This window comes from Pseudofrankia sp. DC12 (genome assembly GCF_000966285.1).
In the GTDB taxonomy this organism is placed as follows: domain Bacteria; phylum Actinomycetota; class Actinomycetes; order Frankiales; family Frankiaceae; genus Pseudofrankia.
This window is the reverse complement of sequence record NZ_KQ031391.1, coordinates 2,726,530-2,743,051: the sequence shown is the minus strand read 5'-3', so window position 1 is coordinate 2,743,051 and position 16,522 is coordinate 2,726,530. Positions and strand designations below refer to the sequence as shown.

Annotated in this window: 12 protein-coding genes, 1 pseudogene and 1 riboswitch; of the genes and pseudogenes, 9 read left to right on the top strand and 4 right to left on the bottom strand. The window is 73.1% G+C overall.

Annotated features, from left to right (window positions below; translation table 11 throughout):
* Positions 1-2: 2 nt before the first annotated feature.
* Positions 3-1,736: a DUF58 domain-containing protein gene (locus FRADC12_RS10845; protein ID WP_232303724.1), complete on the top strand. Its 1,734-nt coding sequence runs from the start codon at positions 3-5 to the stop codon at positions 1,734-1,736.
* Positions 1,733-4,921 (top strand): transglutaminaseTgpA domain-containing protein, encoded by a 3,189-nt coding sequence (locus FRADC12_RS10840; protein WP_052710834.1) that lies wholly within the window; start codon positions 1,733-1,735, stop codon positions 4,919-4,921. The genes FRADC12_RS10845 and FRADC12_RS10840 overlap by 4 nt, the downstream gene beginning before the upstream one ends.
* A gap of 22 nt (positions 4,922-4,943) precedes the next feature.
* Here FRADC12_RS10840 and FRADC12_RS10835 read toward each other — a convergent pair whose 3' ends face one another.
* Positions 4,944-5,642, bottom strand: a complete 699-nt coding sequence (locus FRADC12_RS10835; RefSeq protein ID WP_045876556.1) for an enoyl-CoA hydratase-related protein — start codon at positions 5,640-5,642, stop codon at positions 4,944-4,946.
* Positions 5,643-5,858: 216 nt separating this feature from the next.
* On the opposite strand from FRADC12_RS10835, the gene FRADC12_RS10830 reads away from it, so the two are divergent.
* Together FRADC12_RS10830 and FRADC12_RS34850 are read left to right on the top strand one after the other, a co-directional pair.
* The gene (locus tag FRADC12_RS10830) at positions 5,859-6,119 is read left to right on the top strand and encodes a hypothetical protein (protein ID WP_045876555.1); all 261 of its coding nucleotides are present in this window, start codon (positions 5,859-5,861) and stop codon (positions 6,117-6,119) included.
* A gap of 340 nt (positions 6,120-6,459) precedes the next feature.
* Positions 6,460-6,657, top strand: a pseudogene (locus FRADC12_RS34850) (ChaB family protein); the annotation flags it as partial.
* A 59-nt stretch (positions 6,658-6,716) separates the two neighbouring features.
* Here the strand turns inward: FRADC12_RS34850 and FRADC12_RS32160 are convergent.
* The gene (locus tag FRADC12_RS32160; protein ID WP_198153180.1) at positions 6,717-7,181 is read right to left on the bottom strand and encodes a hypothetical protein; all 465 of its coding nucleotides are present in this window, start codon (positions 7,179-7,181) and stop codon (positions 6,717-6,719) included.
* A 157-nt stretch (positions 7,182-7,338) separates the two neighbouring features.
* Between FRADC12_RS32160 and FRADC12_RS32155 the strand changes: the two genes are divergently transcribed.
* The 3 genes from FRADC12_RS32155 (at position 7,339) to ltrA (ending at position 14,060) form a co-directional block, all read left to right on the top strand.
* The gene (locus tag FRADC12_RS32155; RefSeq protein ID WP_198153179.1) at positions 7,339-8,244 is read left to right on the top strand and encodes an IMCp domain-containing protein; all 906 of its coding nucleotides are present in this window, start codon (positions 7,339-7,341) and stop codon (positions 8,242-8,244) included.
* A gap of 428 nt (positions 8,245-8,672) precedes the next feature.
* A riboswitch (glycine riboswitch) is annotated at positions 8,673-8,768 on the top strand.
* Positions 8,769-9,040: 272 nt separating this feature from the next.
* The gene (gcvP, locus tag FRADC12_RS10820; protein WP_045876554.1) at positions 9,041-12,094 is read left to right on the top strand and encodes an aminomethyl-transferring glycine dehydrogenase; all 3,054 of its coding nucleotides are present in this window, start codon (positions 9,041-9,043) and stop codon (positions 12,092-12,094) included.
* Between the two features lie 697 nt (positions 12,095-12,791).
* Positions 12,792-14,060, top strand: a complete 1,269-nt coding sequence (gene ltrA, locus FRADC12_RS10815; RefSeq protein WP_232303511.1) for a group II intron reverse transcriptase/maturase — start codon at positions 12,792-12,794, stop codon at positions 14,058-14,060.
* A 116-nt stretch (positions 14,061-14,176) separates the two neighbouring features.
* On the opposite strand, the gene FRADC12_RS31115 is transcribed toward ltrA, so the two are convergent.
* Positions 14,177-14,479, bottom strand: a complete 303-nt coding sequence (locus FRADC12_RS31115) for a hypothetical protein (RefSeq protein ID WP_157488798.1) — start codon at positions 14,477-14,479, stop codon at positions 14,177-14,179.
* Between FRADC12_RS31115 and FRADC12_RS34845 the strand changes: the two genes are divergently transcribed.
* Entirely contained in the window at positions 14,369-14,635 is a 267-nt protein-coding gene (locus FRADC12_RS34845; protein WP_198152859.1) for a PIN-like domain-containing protein, read from the top strand. The two genes, FRADC12_RS31115 and FRADC12_RS34845, sit on opposite strands and share 111 nt — an antisense overlap.
* A gap of 260 nt (positions 14,636-14,895) precedes the next feature.
* Positions 14,896-15,351 (top strand): MaoC family dehydratase, encoded by a 456-nt coding sequence (locus FRADC12_RS10810; RefSeq protein ID WP_045876553.1) that lies wholly within the window; start codon positions 14,896-14,898, stop codon positions 15,349-15,351.
* 70 nt (positions 15,352-15,421) lie between these two features.
* Here FRADC12_RS10810 and FRADC12_RS29525 read toward each other — a convergent pair whose 3' ends face one another.
* The gene (locus FRADC12_RS29525) at positions 15,422-16,060 is read right to left on the bottom strand and encodes a hypothetical protein (RefSeq protein WP_045876552.1); all 639 of its coding nucleotides are present in this window, start codon (positions 16,058-16,060) and stop codon (positions 15,422-15,424) included.
* Positions 16,061-16,522 lie beyond the last annotated feature (462 nt).

The window sequence follows — 16,522 nt, the reverse complement described above, 5'->3', positions numbered from 1 at the left end:
CGGTGCGCGCGGGAACAAGTGACGCGAGCGAGAAGGCCCGAGGCGCGGAGGCGACGGACGAGACGTCGTCAGCCGGCGATGCGGGGACCGCGCTGATCTCGGCCGGCCTGGCGGCCGGGGGCCCGGCGGCGGCCGCGCAGGAGACGCCCGAGCAGCGGCCGGTCGTGGTCACCCGGATCACGCCGCTGGGCGTCGGGGTGCTCGCCACCGGCGTGGTGCTGGCGGCGGGTGCCTTCGTGCTCCGCTACGCCGAGCTCGCAGCGCTGGCCGCGGCGGCGCTCAGCGCACTGCTGCTCGCCGGTCTGGCGGTGGCCCGCCGGCCCCGCCTGCGGGCCACGTTGCGGGTCAGGCCCGGTGGGGTGCCCCGGGGCGAGCCGGCCGCGCTCGTCGTCGAGCTGCACAACCCGCACCGGCGGCCGTCGCCGCGCGTCCGGGTGGAGATCCTCTGGAGCCACGGCGCACGCGGCCTCCCCCCGGCGCCTGGCCGCCGGCGTCGGCGCGCCCTCGCGACGGCCGGCGAGGTCCGGGACGCCCGCTGGGCGGGGGCCGGGGCGCGCGCAGGCCAGACTTCGCCCGCCGGGCGGGGTGCCGCCGTGCGAGGAGCCGCGGGACCGGCCGCTGAGGCATCCATCGAGGAGGCCAGTCCCACCAGCGGCGCCGACCGGCGCCGGTGGGCCCGGGCCGGCGGGACGATCGTCGTGGATGTCCGCCGGCTCGGCGGCGCGAGCAGCCGGTCCCTGGAGCTGCCGCTGGACACCCAGCGCCGCGGGATGATCGGTTTCGGGCCGGTGCTGGTCCGCCGGTCCGACCCGTTCGGCCTGGTCAGCTCCGCCAGCTGGCTCGCGGCGGCCGACGTCCTGCGGGTCCGGCCCCGGGCCGTCCCGCTGGGCGCGGCTCCGGCGGCCCCGGCCCGTGACCCGGACGGGCGGACGGCCGACGGCGCCGCCGGCGGGGTGATCTTCCACGGGCTGCGCGAGTACGTCAGCGGCGAGGACCTGCGTTTCGTGCACTGGCCGTCCAGCGCCCGGACCGGCGTGCTGATGGTCCGCGAGCACGTCGAGCCGAGCGAGCCGGCGTCGACAGTCGTCCTCGACACCCGGCCGGTGGCCTACCCGCCCGGCGAGGTCGGCGCGGAGACGTTCGAGGAGGCGGTCGACGTCGCCGCGTCGGTGCTGCTCGGGTGCGCCCAGGAGTCGCTCGGCGTCGTGCTGCTCACCACCGCCGGGGTGCGCCGGCCCGGCCGCGGCCGGGCGCCGGAGACCTACGCGCTGCTCGACGACCTCGCGGAGGTCGACCTGGACCCTGCCGGCACCCTCGACGTGCTCGGCACCGTGCGCCGTGGCGGCGTCGGCACGCTGGTCGTGGTCACCGGCGGCTTCGACGACGGGCAGCTGCGGGCCGTGGCGCCGGTGGTGCACCGCTTCGGGCAGGTGGTGGTCGTGCGGGTCGGTGCCCGCAGCCTGGCGGCCGCCCGGGCCCGCTCCCGGCGGACGCCGGCCGGCCGGCCCCGGCTGCGCCGCGCCTCCTCGGCGCCCGACGCCGCGACCCTGCTCGGGCGGTTCGACCTGATTGGCCGGCCCAGCGAGATCGGTACCAGCGTGGCCGGGCGGCTGCGCGTCGTGGACATCCCGGACGCCGCACGGCTGGCCGAGGTCTGGCCGGTCGGCAGCCGGGGCCGGGCCGCCGGGGTGCGGTCCAACGCGCGCGCCGGCTACTTCGGCGGCGGTGTCGTGTGAGCGGGCCCGACCGCCCGGACCTGGTGGAGAACGCGCGGCGCCGGGAGTGGCGGGGCGTCTCGCCGCGCGGGACGCCCAGCGGCCGGCCGGTCGACGGGCCCACCTCGCCGACGGTGCCGATCGTGCAGCGTTCCGAGGCGGACACGGTGCGCGTCCCGGTGCCGCCACTGCCCGCGGCGCGTCATCCGGCCGGCCGGGGCCGGTCGGCGCGGGAGCCCGCGGCCGAGGGCGGCTGGGGACCCGAGGCTCGTGGGCCGGAGGCCCCGGGGCCGCAGGCGCCTGGACCTGAAGCCCATGGACCGGGATCCGACGCGCCGGCCGGCCGGGCGGGCACCGGCTCGGGCCTCCTCCCACGGAGCCGGCCGGCCCAGCCGCCCGCGCCGGCGGAGCCGGCCGGTCGGCGTGCCGCGGCGCTTCTGCTGGTGGCGGCGCTCGCCGCCGTCGACGGGTGGGGGCTCGTCCGGCTGTTCTCGGCGGCGGACCTGCGGCTGCTCGTCCCGGTCGCCGCCGTGGCGCCGGTCCTGCTGGTCATGGCGGCCTCGTTGGGCCGGCGCCGGGCGGCCCCCTTCGCGCTGTCCGCGTTGCTGTGGACCGCGGGTTTCGTACTGGTGGCGGCGGCGCTTGTGACGGCAGGAGCTGGCGGGCCCGTCGCCCGGCTCGCCGAGGTCCGGACGGGAGTGCTCGCCGGGCCGACGCGGCTGCTCGACGTAGCCGTGCCGGCGCCCGCGGACGCCGACCTGCTCGTGGTGCCCTTCCTGGTCACCTGGCTCGCCGCCGCACTCGGCGCGGAGCTGGTCGTGCGGACCAGGACCCGGCTGCTGCCCGCCGGCCCGGCCCTGCTCGGCCTGCTCGCGGCGACGGCCGCGGCGGTGCCGGGGCCTGGGTCGAACCTGGCCCCGGCGGCGGCCCTCGCGGCCCTGGCCGGCCTGCTGGCGCTCGCCCGTCGGCCGGTAGCCCCGATGGGAACAGCCGGGCCCGGCACGGTTGGCCGGCCGGGAACGGGACCGCGCTCGGTGCAGACCGCTGACGGGTTCGCCCTGGGGCCCGCGGCAGGCGGGACGACACCGGGCGAGCGGTCGGACGGTTCGGCGCCGGCTGGGCCGATCCGGATCACGCTCGGCCCCGGCCGGCCGTCACGGCCGCTCGCGGCGGCCCGAGCGACGGGGGCGCTGGCCGTCGTGGTCGTCGCGGCGGTCGCTGCCGGCGCCCTGCTGCCCGCTGCCTTCGCGGCCGGCGGGCCGGTGGACCCGCGGGCGTACCGGGCGACCCCGGCCGACCAGGTCGACGGCCTGAACCCGCTGTCCGAGCTCGCCGGCTGGACGGCGCGGCCGGACGACAACCTGTTCACGATCCGGCTGGCCGGCCAGTCGGCCGGCCCGGTCCCGCTGCGGCTCGCGGTGCTCAGCGACTTCGACGGCGCCAACTGGACGTCGTCCGCGCCCTACACCCGCGTCGGTCAGACCGTCACGGCCGCCCGGGACCAGCCGAGCACGGGGGGTGCGCCCGTCACCCAGGAGCTCACCGTCGCCGGGCTGACCGGGACGCTGCTGCCGGCGCTCGACCGTCCGGTCCAGGTCGGCCCTTCCGCGGATGCGGGGCTGGCCGCCGACCTGGCGGACGGGCTGCTGCTGCGGACGGCGCCCGTGACGACGGGTGAGCGCTTCACCGTGGTGTCGCGGCCGGCGCCGGTGCGCTCGGTGGCCCAGCTCGCGGCGCTGACCAGCGGCACCGCGGCGACCGCCGACCAGGACGCCGAATACCTGGCCGTGCCGGCGAACGTGCCGCCGGTGCTGCGTGCGCTCGCCCGGGTGGCCGCCGGCCAGGGCACCGGCCCGTTCCAGCAGGCCGCGCTGCTCCAGCACTACCTGGCGACCAATTTCCAGTTCGACCCGCGGGTTCCGCCCGGGCACTCGCTTGCCCACGTCGAGCACTTCGTCGCCGACACGCGGCGTGGCACGTCGGAGCAGTTCGCGACGACCTTCGTGCTGGCGGCGCGCCTCCTCGGGCTGCCGAGCCGCGTGGTGGTCGGGTTCACCCCGGCCGCTCCGGCCGGGTCGGCGGCCGTGACGGTGACCGGGCGCCAGGCGCTGGCCTGGGCGGAGGTCCGGTTCGACGGCGCCGGCTGGCTGCCGTTCTTCCCGACGCCGTCGGCGGTGGACGCCCAGGGCGCCGCGCTGGCCGGATCCACCCAGGGCGAGTCCGCCGCTCAGGCGGCGCTGGTGGACGCCGCCGTCCGCGGCCCACTGGCCGTTCCGGCGGCCGTGAACCGCCCGGCCGCGGCCGCCGCGGCACCGTCCGGGCGTGCCGGGCACCTCCGCGGCCTGGTCGAGTGGGTAGCCGTGGGCGTCGGCGCGTTGGCGGCCGGCTATCTCGGGATCGCGTTGGGCCGGCCGTTGGCACGTCGGCGGCGGCGGCTGTCGGCCCGGCACTCGCCTCGGGAACGGGTCGTCCTGGCCTGGGAGCACGCGGTCGACGCGCTCCTGGCTGTGGGCGTGCCCGTACCGGCCTCGGCTAGCCCTGCCGAGGTCGTCGAGCTCGGCGCGCAGGCCGTCGGAGGTGAACGTGCCGACGGCAGGCGGGCGGGCGCGGCCGGGGCGGGCGCCAGCATGAGCGCGCTGCGTGGTCTCGCGCACCTGGCCACGCTCGCCCTGTTCGGACCGGATGACGGTGCCGGCCGGCCCGAGGGCACGGCTGGAGCCGTGCTGGTAGCCGGCGCGACGGTGGTGCCGGTGCCGGGCAGTGGCCCGATGCCGACCCATCGGCACGGCCCGACGCACGCGGCCGGCCGGGTCCCGCGTGGGCTGGCCGGTTTCCCGGTCACGACTGGCCAGACCGGACCGGCGGCTGGCCGCCCGGGACCGGGGGCGCTGGCCGATGGCCGACGGACCGGCCGGCTGGGGCTGACCTCCGGCCGCACGGGTCCGCTTGCGTTGCCGCGCGACGGGTCCGGTGGGCCGACAGGTTCGCTCGCGTCGCCGGCTGGACCGGGCGGCGCTGACTCGACGATGACGGGCGCGCCGGGTTGGGACGGCGCGGCCGGTCGCCGGTCGGCCGGCGAGGCTCGCCGGCTCGCGCGCACGGTCGAGCAGGCGGCCTGGCGGTCCACGCCCTGGCGTCACCGGCTGACCGCGCGGCTGTCGCCGCGAGCGGTTCTCACCGGCCGCCCGCCGCTGCCGAGAGGCTGACCGCGGGCGTGCGGCTCGTGCCCTAAAGGCCTACCTGCTCCATCGCGTGCAGGGCCGCCACGGTCGCCGCGTGCAGGCGGGACTTGATGACGCCGAGGGCCGGTGAGGCCTTCCCGGTGAGCGGCCGGGCGATCTCGACGGCCGTGGTCTCGATCGCCCGTTGCGCCTCGCCGACGTCCGTGACACCGGCCGCGGCGACGGCGTCGACGATACCGGCGGCCAGGGCCTCAGTGCCGCCGTACCGGCGACCGGTGACCATCGCCTCGGCCGCGGTCCTGGCCGGCAGCCGCGCGGAGATCAGGCTGGACATGCCGACAGAGAACGGAAGCCGCAGATCGACCTCGGGTAGGCACCAGAAACCGCGGTCGGCCCGCATCACCTGGAAGTCATGCGCGAGCCCGAGCATGGCGCCACCGGCGAAGGCATGGCCCTGCAGCGCGGCGACCGTGACCAGCGGCAGTGTCAGGACTCGGGCGAACAAGGCCTGCACGGAGCCGAGATAGTCGGTCAGCTCATCGGTATGGGCGATCATCCAGTCCAGGTCGAGCCCATTTGACCAGATCTTTCCACGTGCGACCGTGACGAGCGCCTTTGGCCCGTCCGCCGCCTCGACCGTAGACAGCAGGGCATTGACCTCGGCCAGCCAGTCCTTCGTGAACCGGTTCTCGCCGTCGCCGAGATCCAGCACGTACACCTCGCCGTCGTGCTCCAGCTTCGGCATCGTTGCTCCTCGCCGCATCGTGGTCCGTCCTGTCATCGTCGCCGATCCGCGTCCGCTCGCTGGTCGATCAGACGTGGCCCGCGCTCCGGCTTGACCGGACACACGTTCTCAAATCCACCGAAGCGGCCAAGCCGGCCGGCGAAGCCCGGCTACCAGCCCGACCGCCGGGTACCTGGCGACATGAGAGTGAAAGCAGGACCAGGCAGGGGAGACGAGATGACGACTCCGACCAGCGCGCCGGCCAACCGGGGAAGGGCCGCCGGACAGGCCGACGCCCGCTCCAGCAAGACCGCGGCCGGGCCGGCCCGCGGCAGGACGGCCGAAGCCGGTGAGGGCGCGACCGACCAGGAGATGACCCGGCAGGTGTTCCGGCAGACCGCGTCCGACCGGGCGGTCGAGCCCTTCTTCGAGCGGGAGCGAGATGGTGCGGCCACGGAGGTGGAGGCCGCCAAGGCGGGCGCCGATGAGCTCACCTGACCTGAGCCGGCCGCGGGTTCGCGGCATGCGGCGGTCGGGTCGCGGTTTGCGATGCGCGAGCCGGGAACGCACCGACAACGAGAACGCCCGACAACGGGTCGGGACCGATGAGGACACTCGACACGCAGGCAGGGACGTGGTGCCGATCGTCTGTCGACCGCGGACGGCGCGGGGCTCGGCGGAACACGCGGGGCTCGCCGGAAGAACAGCCCTATCGGGTCGCCGGCGGAGCGCCCAAGGCGCCCAGGATCGATCCGCGGGGCCCGGCGGCCGCGGACTTTGATTCCTGCGCCAGGGAAATCCAGCTCCCAGCGATCTCGATGCCCATAGCCAAGAGGTGATGCAGATGGCGACGAAGACGACGACCGACAAGCTGCGCGCAGGCGTGCCATCGGCGATCGCCAAGTCCGACGACGCGACCGTGGTGGCCTGGAAGAAGGCACACGACGCTGCCGTCAACGAGCTCGGAGCGGGCCAGCGCGCGAACCTCGTCGCCTATGCCAAGCTGCGGCACACGCACGAGAAGGTCGGAGACCACTGGGAGCAGCGGCCTGCCGCCCCGCCTGCGGCGGCGAAGCCAGCCACGACCCGGTCCCGTCAGCCGCGGGCCACGGTCTCGGGCGGCGCCATCAAGCCACTGGCCGACAGGTCGGCTCCCGCGCCCAAGACGACGTCGGCGAAGCGGTCCGGAACGGTCCGGCCCGCCGCGCCGTCGGCCGCGTCCTCCTCCCGCAGGACCTCGGCTCCCCGCGCCTCGACAGCGGCGACGAAGCCGGCAGCCCGGGCGCCGTCCACGCGTCCCGCGCCGGCGAAGCCCGCGGCGCGGGCCAGCTCATCCGCCCGGTCGACGGCCCGCGCATCCTCAGCCGCCAGGCCGGCGGCACGTCCGAGCTCGCCGCCCCGGGCGGCGAGCGGCAAGTCAGCGGCGGCCGCCAAGCCCGCCTCCACCGGAAAGTCCGCCCCGGCGGGCAACTCCCCGTCAGGCGGCAAATCCGCCTCCACCGGAAAGTCCGCCCCAGCGAGCAAGTCGGCATCGAGTGGCAGGTCCGCGCCGGCTGGCAAGTCGGCGTCGGGTGGCGGGTCGGTAGCCGCCGGAAAGTCCGGATCAGCTGGTAAGGCGGCGCCGCGCGGGAGACCGGCCGCGGCCGGCAGATCGGTATCCGCCGCGAAATCATCGGCATCGTCTGGCCGCCGGCCGGCCGCAGGCCAGGCGCCGACCGTGAAGGCCGTCGAGAAGCCGGTCGTCGTCGAGATCGAGATGCCGGTGCTGAAGCCGAAGGCCGTCGTCAAGCCGGTCGTCGTCGAGATCGAACGGCCCGTTCTGCGCCAGAAGGTCGTGGAGAAGCCGGTCGTCATCGAGGTCGAGAAGCCGGTGCTGCGCCGGAAGATTGTCGAGCGGCCCTTTGACATCGAGGTCGAGAAGCCGGTCATCCGGCAGAAGATCGTCGAAAGGCCGGTCGTCATCGAGATCGAGAAGCCGGTGGTGACGGAGAAGGTCGTCGAACGGCCGGTGGTCGTCGAGAAGATTGTCGAGAAGCCCGTCTTCAGGGAGAAGATCGTTGAGAGGCCGATCGTTGTCGAGAAGGTCGTTGAGAAGCCCGTGGTTCGCGAGAAGGCCGCCGAGAGGCCGGCCGCCGGTGCCGGCGCTCGGTCGTCCGCCGGCGCGGCTCCGGTTCGGAAGGCCCCGCCGTCCGATGCGAAGGCTTCGCTGACGAGTCCCGGCGCCCCGGCGCGCCCAGCGCCTCGGTCGACCCCGGCCTCACCCGGGCCTGCGCCGCCGAAGCCGTCGGGGTCTGCCAGGCCGCCCGGCGCGCCGCCCGCACCGCTCGCCCCAGAGCTCAAGGGGCCGACCAGGCCGACCGCCGTGAGTACTGGCTCGCGGCCTGGGCCGGACCCGAACCCGCCGCGTCCCGTCCCGGCGAGCCCGTCGGCCGGCGGTATGAGCTTCATGGCGCCGGCCGGCGGTCAGCTACCGGGCTACGGTGATCGCGTCCACGGGCAGCTGGATGGTTCGGCGCCCATCGCCGACCTGCGGTCCGCCGCGCGGGCGCTGTCGATCGCCGACTGGGCCCGGCTGCCGAAGGACGAGCTGGTGGCGGCGATCCAGAAGGTCAACCGGCGCTGACCAGGTCGTAAGCGAGACCGCGGCCGCGGCGCGCGGCGGAACGCGCCGACGGCCCAGCCGGCCAGGACGGCGGCTGGGCCGTCGGCGTGTTGCGAGCTGGTTTCGCGGACCGCCGCTCGGTGGCCCCGGCCTGGAAGCGCCGATAGGCTCGCTCGGTGACATCGGGCGGAAGCCTGGCCAGCGAGATCGGGTTGCAGGAGCCAGGGCCGCGTAACACAGAGCCGCGTTTGGGCGCGGCTCTCGGTCGCCGCCTTCGTCGATCGAATATGTGGCGCACCTCACGAATAGCACTGTGAATTACAGATCGCACACGGACCGTTTCTGGGCCGAGTCGGCCCGTCGACCGTGGCGCTGCCAGCTAATGGCAGGCTCGCGCTGGTTGCTGGATACTGAGCATCACCTGCAAGCCAACTGCATACTGTGCCGCTCACACCCGTGCGGGAGAGTCCCGGGCAAACCAGCCCGTGGCGCCGAAGGAGCAAGACCTCCCCACAAACTCTCAGGCACCCAACCGCCGGGTCAGGCAACTCTGGAAAGCGGACGCCTCGCGGTGTCCCGCCGACGGTGCAAGCCGGGCACGAAGGTCTCCCAGGGCGCGCCAGCCGCGTCCGGGCCGGCCTCCGGGCCGGCGAAGCTCTCAGGCCGATGACAGAGGGGGAGACGAGGCGGTCCGGCGTCGTCGGTGAATGCCGGCGGGGCGGCAGGAGCCGCTGTTGTCTCCCGGGGCGCCCGCCCTGGGCCCCGACGTGGAGCCCGGCGTCAGCCGAGGCCCGCCTGACCCACCGGAGTGGCCCGAATGACCGAGAACGCGACCAGTACGCCGACGCTGCCGGCCACCTCGTACCCGGTGTTCGCCGATCGGCACATCGGCCCGGACCTCAGTGCGCAGGCCGCGATGCTCGCCGAGCTCGGCTATCCGACGCTCGCCGCGCTCACCGACGCCGCCGTTCCGGCCGGGATCCGCGCGGAGGCGCTGGCGCTGCCCGCGCCCGTCCAGGAGAGCGCGGCGCTCGACGAACTGCGCGCGCTGGCGGGCCGTAACCGCAGGGTGACCACGATGATCGGCCTCGGCTTCCACCCGGCCGTCATGCCAGGGGTGATCCAGCGCAACGTGCTGGAGAACCCGGCCTGGTACACCGCCTACACCCCGTACCAGCCGGAGATCTCCCAGGGCCGTCTGGAGGCCCTGCTGAACTTCCAGACGATGGTCACCGGCCTCACCGGCCTCGCCACCGCCGGAGCGTCGCTGCTCGACGAGTCGACCGCCGCCGCCGAGGCGATGCAGCTCGCCCACCGGGCCGACAAGGCCAAGCGGTCGACCTTCCTCGTCGACGCCGACACGCTGCCCCAGACGATCGAGGTCGTGCGGACCCGGGCTGAGGCGCTCGGCCTTGAGGTGCACGTCGCCGATCTTCGTGCTGGCCTCACCCGAATCCCGTCGCCCGCGCCCGGTGAGGGGCCGGCCGAGGCGCTGACCGCGGAGCCCGGCGAGGAGCCGCAGGAGGCCGCGGGCGCGTTGCCAGCGGCCGTGCTTGCCGACACCTTCGGCGTGCTGCTGTCCTACCCGGGCGCGAACGGCGAGGTCCGCGACCTGCGCGGTGTGATCGCCCAGGCCACCGGTCGCCAGATCGTGGTGACGGTCGCCGCCGACCTGCTCGCCCTCACGCTGCTGGCGTCGCCCGGCGAGCTCGGCGCGGACATCGCGGTCGGGACCACCCAGCGCTTCGGCCTGCCGGTGATGTTCGGTGGCCCGCACGCTGGCTACCTGGCCGTCCGCAAGGGCCTGGAGCGCAACCTGCCCGGCCGCCTGGTCGGGGTGTCGGTCGACGCCGACGGCCGGCCGGCCTACCGGCTGTCCCTGCAGACCCGTGAGCAGCACATCCGCCGGGAGAAGGCGACCAGCAACATCTGCACCGCACAGGTGCTGCCCGCCGTGCTCGCCTCGATGTACGCCGTCTACCACGGTCCAGCCGGGCTGGCCGGGATCGCGGCGACGATCCACGATCACGCCACGCGGCTCGCCGCCGGGCTTCGGGCCGGTGGCGTCGAGGTCGTGCACGACTCCTACTTCGACACCGTGCTGGCCCGGGTGCCCGGCCGCGCGGCGGACGTCGTCGCGGCGGCGCTCGACAACGGGGTCAACCTGCGCCTCGTCGACGACGACCACGTCGGGATCTCCTGCAACGAGGCGACGCTGGACGCGGACCTCGCCGCGGTCTGGTCCGCGTTCGGGGTGGCCGCCCCGGACAGCCACGCACAGGACAGCCTGGCGATCCCGGCCGACCTGGTCCGCACGTCGGCCTACCTGGAGCACCCGGTCTTCCACAGCCACCGGTCGGAGACGGCGATGCTGCGCTACCTGCGCCGGCTGTCGGACGTCGACTTCGCCCTGGACCGCGGCATGATCCCGCTCGGCTCCTGCACGATGAAGCTCAACGCGACCGCCGAGATGGCCGCGGTGACCTGGCCCGAGTTCGCCGAGATCCACCCGTTCGCTCCGGTGGAGCAGGCCGCCGGCTACCTGGAGATGATCTCGGACCTGGAGCGGTGGCTCACCGAGGTCACCGGCTACGCGGGCATCTCGCTGCAGCCGAACGCGGGCAGCCAGGGCGAGTTCGCGGGCCTGCTGGCGATCAGCTCCTACCACCGTGACCACACGCCGGCCGGCGCCCCCGCGCGGGATCTCTGCCTGATCCCGTCGTCGGCGCACGGCACGAACGCCGCGAGCGCGGCGATGGCCGGCATGAAGGTCGTCGTCGTCGCCTGCGACGGCGACGGCAACGTCGACCTGGCCGACCTGGCCGCCAAGGCCAGCCAGCACGCCGAGCGGCTCGCCGCGCTGATGGTCACCTACCCTTCGACGCACGGCGTCTACGAGGAGGGCATCGGCGAGGCCTGCGCGATCGTCCATGCTGCTGGCGGCCTGGTCTACGTCGACGGCGCGAACCTCAATGCGCTCGTCGGCCTGGCCAAGCCGGGTGAGTTCGGCGCCGACGTCAGCCACCTGAACCTGCACAAGACCTTCTGCATCCCGCACGGCGGCGGCGGCCCCGGTGTCGGCCCGGTCGCGGTCGGCGAGAAGCTGCTGCCCTACCTGCCGAACCACCCGCTACGCCCGGAGGCCGGCCCCGCGACCGGCGTGGGCCCGATCTCCGAAGCACCGTGGGGCTCGGCCGGAATCCTGATGATCCCGTGGGTCTACCTGCGGCTGATGGGTGCCGAGGGCGTCACGGCCGCCACCTCGGTCGCGGTGCTGAACGCCAACTACATCGCCAGCCGGCTGCGGCCGCACTACCCGGTGCTCTATGCGGGCCAGAACGGCCTGGTCGCGCACGAGTGCATCCTCGACCTGCGCCAGCTCACCAGGGACACCGGCGTGACCGTCGACGACGTCGCCAAGCGGCTGATCGACTACGGCTTCCACGCGCCGACGATGTCGTTCCCGGTCGCCGGAACGCTCATGGTCGAGCCGACCGAGAGCGAGGACCTCGGCGAGATCGACCGGTTCTGCGACGCGATGACCGCGATCCGGGCCGAGGCGGACAAGGTCGCGGACGGCACCTGGCCGAAGGACGACAACCCGCTGCGCAACGCCCCGCACACCGCCGAGATGGTCACCGGCGACGTCTGGGACCACGCCTACCCTCGTTCGGTGGCCGCCTACCCGGTGACGTCGCTGCGCGCGGCCAAGTACTGGCCCCCAGTCCGCCGCATCGACGGCGCCTACGGTGACCGCAACCTCGTCTGCACCTGCCCCCCGCCGGAGGCTTTCGCCACCGACCTGACCATCGCCGACGGCGTCTCCGCGACACTCCCAGGCGCCCGCTCGGCCCTCACCCCCGTCGGCTAGCACCGGGACCACAGCGCCAGCCGCGCGCAGCCAAGGCCCCGGCCGGTGGCCGGGCTGAGGCTCGGCCACCGGCTGGCTCGGCGGTTCATGATCGCTGCTTCGTTGCGCCACGAACTCGAAGGGAGACGCCGATCTGAGGTAGACGGTGATCTTTTGGAGGGGTGCTGCACGGGAGATGGAGGTTGGCCCTCCGTGATCGCCATGCGGGTGGTGGTCACAAACCGCCGTCAGCGGCGTCAGCCGAACAGCTGGGGTCGTGAGCGTGACGGAAAAGGCGCGGCGGTGATCGTGTCAGGTGTGGGCCGGGAAGGCGAGCGCGAGCGAACCACCGTTGAAGTGTCGAAAAGATGTGGATGGCGTCAGAACCGGGGCAGTGAAACGGCTTCGGGATGAGTCTGGGGGTTACCCGTCTACTGCCCAGACGGCGTCCGGCATGCAGGTGGCGCGAGCCCGGTCCGGGCTTCCGTGTGGAACGTGGGAACTTTCCGTATGCCACGTCTCGCGTCGAGTATGGCGTGGGTGAGGGAGAACTCCAAGCGGCGGAATCCGTGAGGACAGAGTACCGAAGGTGGAAACGGAAGGGGCGGACCGCCTCGTAGTAGCGCGGAGACTCCTGTAATGGGGGTGGAGCGAAGGGGGCGGGCTGTCCGGTGACAATGTGTCGGTCAACCGTTGGATGCGGGAGGAGCCGGTCGGCGTGTCACAGCCGAAACCGTTTGACATTGACAAGCGGCTGTTCGTGGAGGCTTTTGGGAGAGTCCGGGCCAACAAGGGTGCGGCGGGAGTCGACGGGACGTCGATCGCCACGTTCGAGAGCAGGCTTAAAGACAACCTGTACAAGACGTGGAATCGGATGTCGTCGGGTACCTACTTCCCGTCGCCGTTGCGTGAGGTGGTGATACCGAAGCCGGAGGGTGGCTCGCGCGTGTTGGCGGTGCCGACCGTGGCGGATCGGGTCGCGCAGACGGTGGCCGTGCTGGTCCTGGACCCGCGAGTGGAGCCGATGTTCCATCGGGACTCCTACGGGTACCGGCCAGGGCGCTCGCCGCTGGACGCGGTCGCGGCCGCACGTACGCGGTGCTGGAAGAACGACTGGGTCATCGACCTGGATATTCGGGCGTTCTTCGACAGCGTGCCGTGGGATAAGCTGATGGCGGCGGTGCACCGGCACCTCGACTGGGATACCCGATGGGTCGGGCTGTATGTGGAGCGCTGGCTGAGGGCTCCCCTGGTCCGAGCGGACGGGACCCGGGAAGAACGGACACGGGGATGCCCGCAGGGGTCGCCTGTGTCACCATTGCTGGCTAACATCTATCTTCACTATGCGTTCGACACCTGGATGATCCGGGAATTTCCGGGTGTCCTGTTCGAGCGGTTCAGTGACGATGTGGTCGTGCACTGCACCAGCGAGCAGCAGGCTCGCAGGGTGCTGGCGGATATACGCGGCCGGCTGGCGGAATGTGGCTTGGAACTGAACGAGTCCAAGACCCAGGTCGTTTACTGCGCGGACGACGGACGGAGGAAACCCTGGGACGGGCCGACGGGCTTCGACTTCCTTGGGTACACGTTCCATGCCCGGACGGTTCGCCGCCGGGACGGGGCACTGTTCGTCGGTTTCACTCCCGCGATCAGCGACAGGAATGCCAAACGGCTACGCCGCCAGATACGCCGGTGGAGGTTGCATCGGCGCACGGCCGGGACTCTCCAGGACCTGGCAGCGAGAATCAATCCGCTGATCAGGGGTTGGATCAACTACTACGGTGCGTTTACACCGTCTCGGTTGGCTCCGACCCTCCGCCTGATCGACGCCTACCTGGCGCGATGGCTGCAACGCAAATACAGGCGGTTCCGACGGCGGTGGCGCCGGTCGCTACGGTTCCTCGCGGAGGTACGTCGCCGCGACCCGGGACTGTTCGCGCACTGGCAGCAACCGCTGGCGGTCGGTAGGACAGCACGAGCCGGATGAGTCGAGAGGCTCACGTCCGGATCTGTGGGGGCCGGCGGGTGAGACTCCCGCCGGCTACCCGGCGCCCTCCCGTGGCTGCGGATCCGGCCCAATGGCTACACCCGCCAGGTGCCCGGTCATGCGGCGGTGCACGGCGATCCGAGTTGCCAGCAGAAACGCCGCCTGACGCCGTCGGACATCCCGACGGGCTGCCACATGTGTTCGTCGACCGCAGCCCTGGCCGGATCGCCGTGCCTCGGATGCTGCGCGCCGCTGGATTGCGGTAAACCACGCTTGCCGAGCACTACGGCATCCCGCAGGACGAGGACGTGGCTGACGTCACGTGGATCGAGGACACGGCCCGACTCGGCTGGGTGGTGTTCATGAAGGATGCCCGGATCCGGCGTCGCCCCGCGGAGCAGGAAGCCGTCCTGACGCATGGGGCCCGGTGCTTCTACATCGTGAACCAGAACCTGGCCGGTCCTGAATGGCGCGCTGGCTGCTCGCCAACCTGGCGGCGATCACGGCAGCCTGTGCGTATCCGGGACCGCCTATTTACGCGGTCCACGGCGGCGAGATCAGAAATATGGAAGTAGACCTGCCACGGCCTCGGTGACGGGCTCGCCTGGCGAAGGCATCCGGCAGGTTCCACGGTGGCCGTGAGCGGTGCCACGAGGTGCCAGCCGCCCGGCCCCGGGCAGGGCGGGGCTGAGGCGGGCATGTGGGGCGCAAGGTTGGGATACTGATCGCCGCGGCCACCGCGTCGATCTGGGCCGGCGCCCCGACCGAGGACCGTGCGTCGGCGCCGTGGGCCAAACCGGCCTGGCGCTGGCTGGGCTGATCTAGGAGGAGCGCGATGGGCACGACCATCCAGGGGATCGACGGCGCCAGGGCGCTCGCCGGGCAGGACTGGGGGACGAGCAACTGGGTCGAGGTCACCCAGGAGCAGGTCAACACCTTCGCCGACGCGACCGGTGACCACCAGTGGATCCACGTCGACGTCGAGAAGGCCAGGTCCGGCCCGTTCGGTGGGCCGATCGCCCATGGTTTCCTGACCCTGTCGCTGATCCCGGTGCTGTTCCACGACGTGGTGCACGTCGAGGGGATCTCGATGGCGGTCAACTACGGGCTGAACAAGGTGCGTTTCCCCGCGCCGGTACCGGTCGGCTCGAAGCTGCGGGCTCAGATCAAGAACCTCACGGTCGAGGACGTCGCCGGCGGCGTCCAGGTCGTCAACCAGGTCACGATCGAGCGCGAGGGTGGGACCAAGCCGGTCTGCGTCGCCGAGTTCATCTCCCGCTACTTCGCCTAAAGGGCGAAGCGGCCGGAACGGGCGCGGAGCGCCCGCCGGCTACTTCGCCTGGCGGCGCTGAGCGCCCTCCCTACGTGGACCGAGCTCGGTCTGTACGACCGGGCTCGATGTTTGGCGTGGTTGGCAGCGTGGTTGCGTCTCGCTCGGGGGTACGAGCGTCGGGAGACCGCTGACGCGGCTCCCGACCTCGTTGGCGTTGCCAGGTGATGGGTGCCGGTTCTTCGGTGGGTGTCTGGTCGCGTGGTGCGGGGAGGGGAACGGTCTCCGTGGCCGGCACGGTGGCTTGGCCGCCGTGTAGGTCGACGTGGGGGAGAAGGCGGTCCAGCCAGCCGGGGAGCCACCAGTTGGCGCCGCCGAGGAGGGCCATCGTCGCCGGGACCAGCACCACCCAGACTCGCCCGGCCAGGTACGCGGAGATGTCGGTGAACGCGGCGGTCCAGCCGGTGATCGCGACGCCGGGCGGCAGCACGTCCGCGCGCAGGTGGCGGACCAGCGCGGACGCCCTCGCGTCGCTCGGGCCGACCGTCGGCTCGGCGACGATGACCGCGGTGGAGCCGTCGGCGGAGACGATTGGGTCCTGGACGTCGGCGATGTCGGCTGGGATGGCAACCCCGGGGTGTCGTAGTTGTCCTGCGGCGTCCCGCCGGACAGGCTGACCAGCCCGAGCGCGACCACCAGGGCCACGACCCAGGTGGCGGTCACCCGCCACGGGTGGGCGGCACAGGCCCCACCCACTCGGCGCAGGAACCCGGACATCGTCTCCTGCCTTCTCCGGTTGTCGTCCCGGACATGACGAGCCCGGCTCTGGGACTTTGATGTGCTCTACCGCTCTTGAGCAGCCGCCTGCGCGACGGCTGGGCTGCCAGAACGGCGACGGTCCGGCCGGCGACTCGACGCCGTCGGCGGCACCCGTAGCGCTGTGAGTGGTGGCTCACGGACGACTGGTGGGTTTGCTGGTCCCGGAGAGACCCAATCGCACGTTGCGTGAGCGTACCTGCACAAGGGTGGCCCAAAGGTGTCACATGTCCCGTCCCGGCAGCTATACGAAGAGCGACGACTCGGTACGGTTGGGTTGGAACTCGCGGTTTGCCCGCTCCCAGTGGCGAACATTTGCTCCCGGTGGGTAGCGCGCTCGACTGACCAGCGCCCGACTGACCCAGAAGTGGGTCGC

Coding starts and splice junctions, on each gene's coding strand:
- FRADC12_RS10835 (WP_045876556.1), bottom strand. CDS start 5,642: ATGCCGAAGCTGGAGCACGACGGCGAGGTGTACGTGCTGGATCTCGGC.
- FRADC12_RS10830 (WP_045876555.1), top strand. CDS start 5,859: ATGACGACTCCGACCAGCGCGCCGGCCAACCGGGGAAGGGCCGCCGGA.
- gcvP (WP_045876554.1), top strand. CDS start 9,041: ATGACCGAGAACGCGACCAGTACGCCGACGCTGCCGGCCACCTCGTAC.
- FRADC12_RS10810 (WP_045876553.1), top strand. CDS start 14,896: ATGGGCACGACCATCCAGGGGATCGACGGCGCCAGGGCGCTCGCCGGG.
- FRADC12_RS31115 (WP_157488798.1), bottom strand. CDS start 14,479: ATGCGTCAGGACGGCTTCCTGCTCCGCGGGGCGACGCCGGATCCGGGC.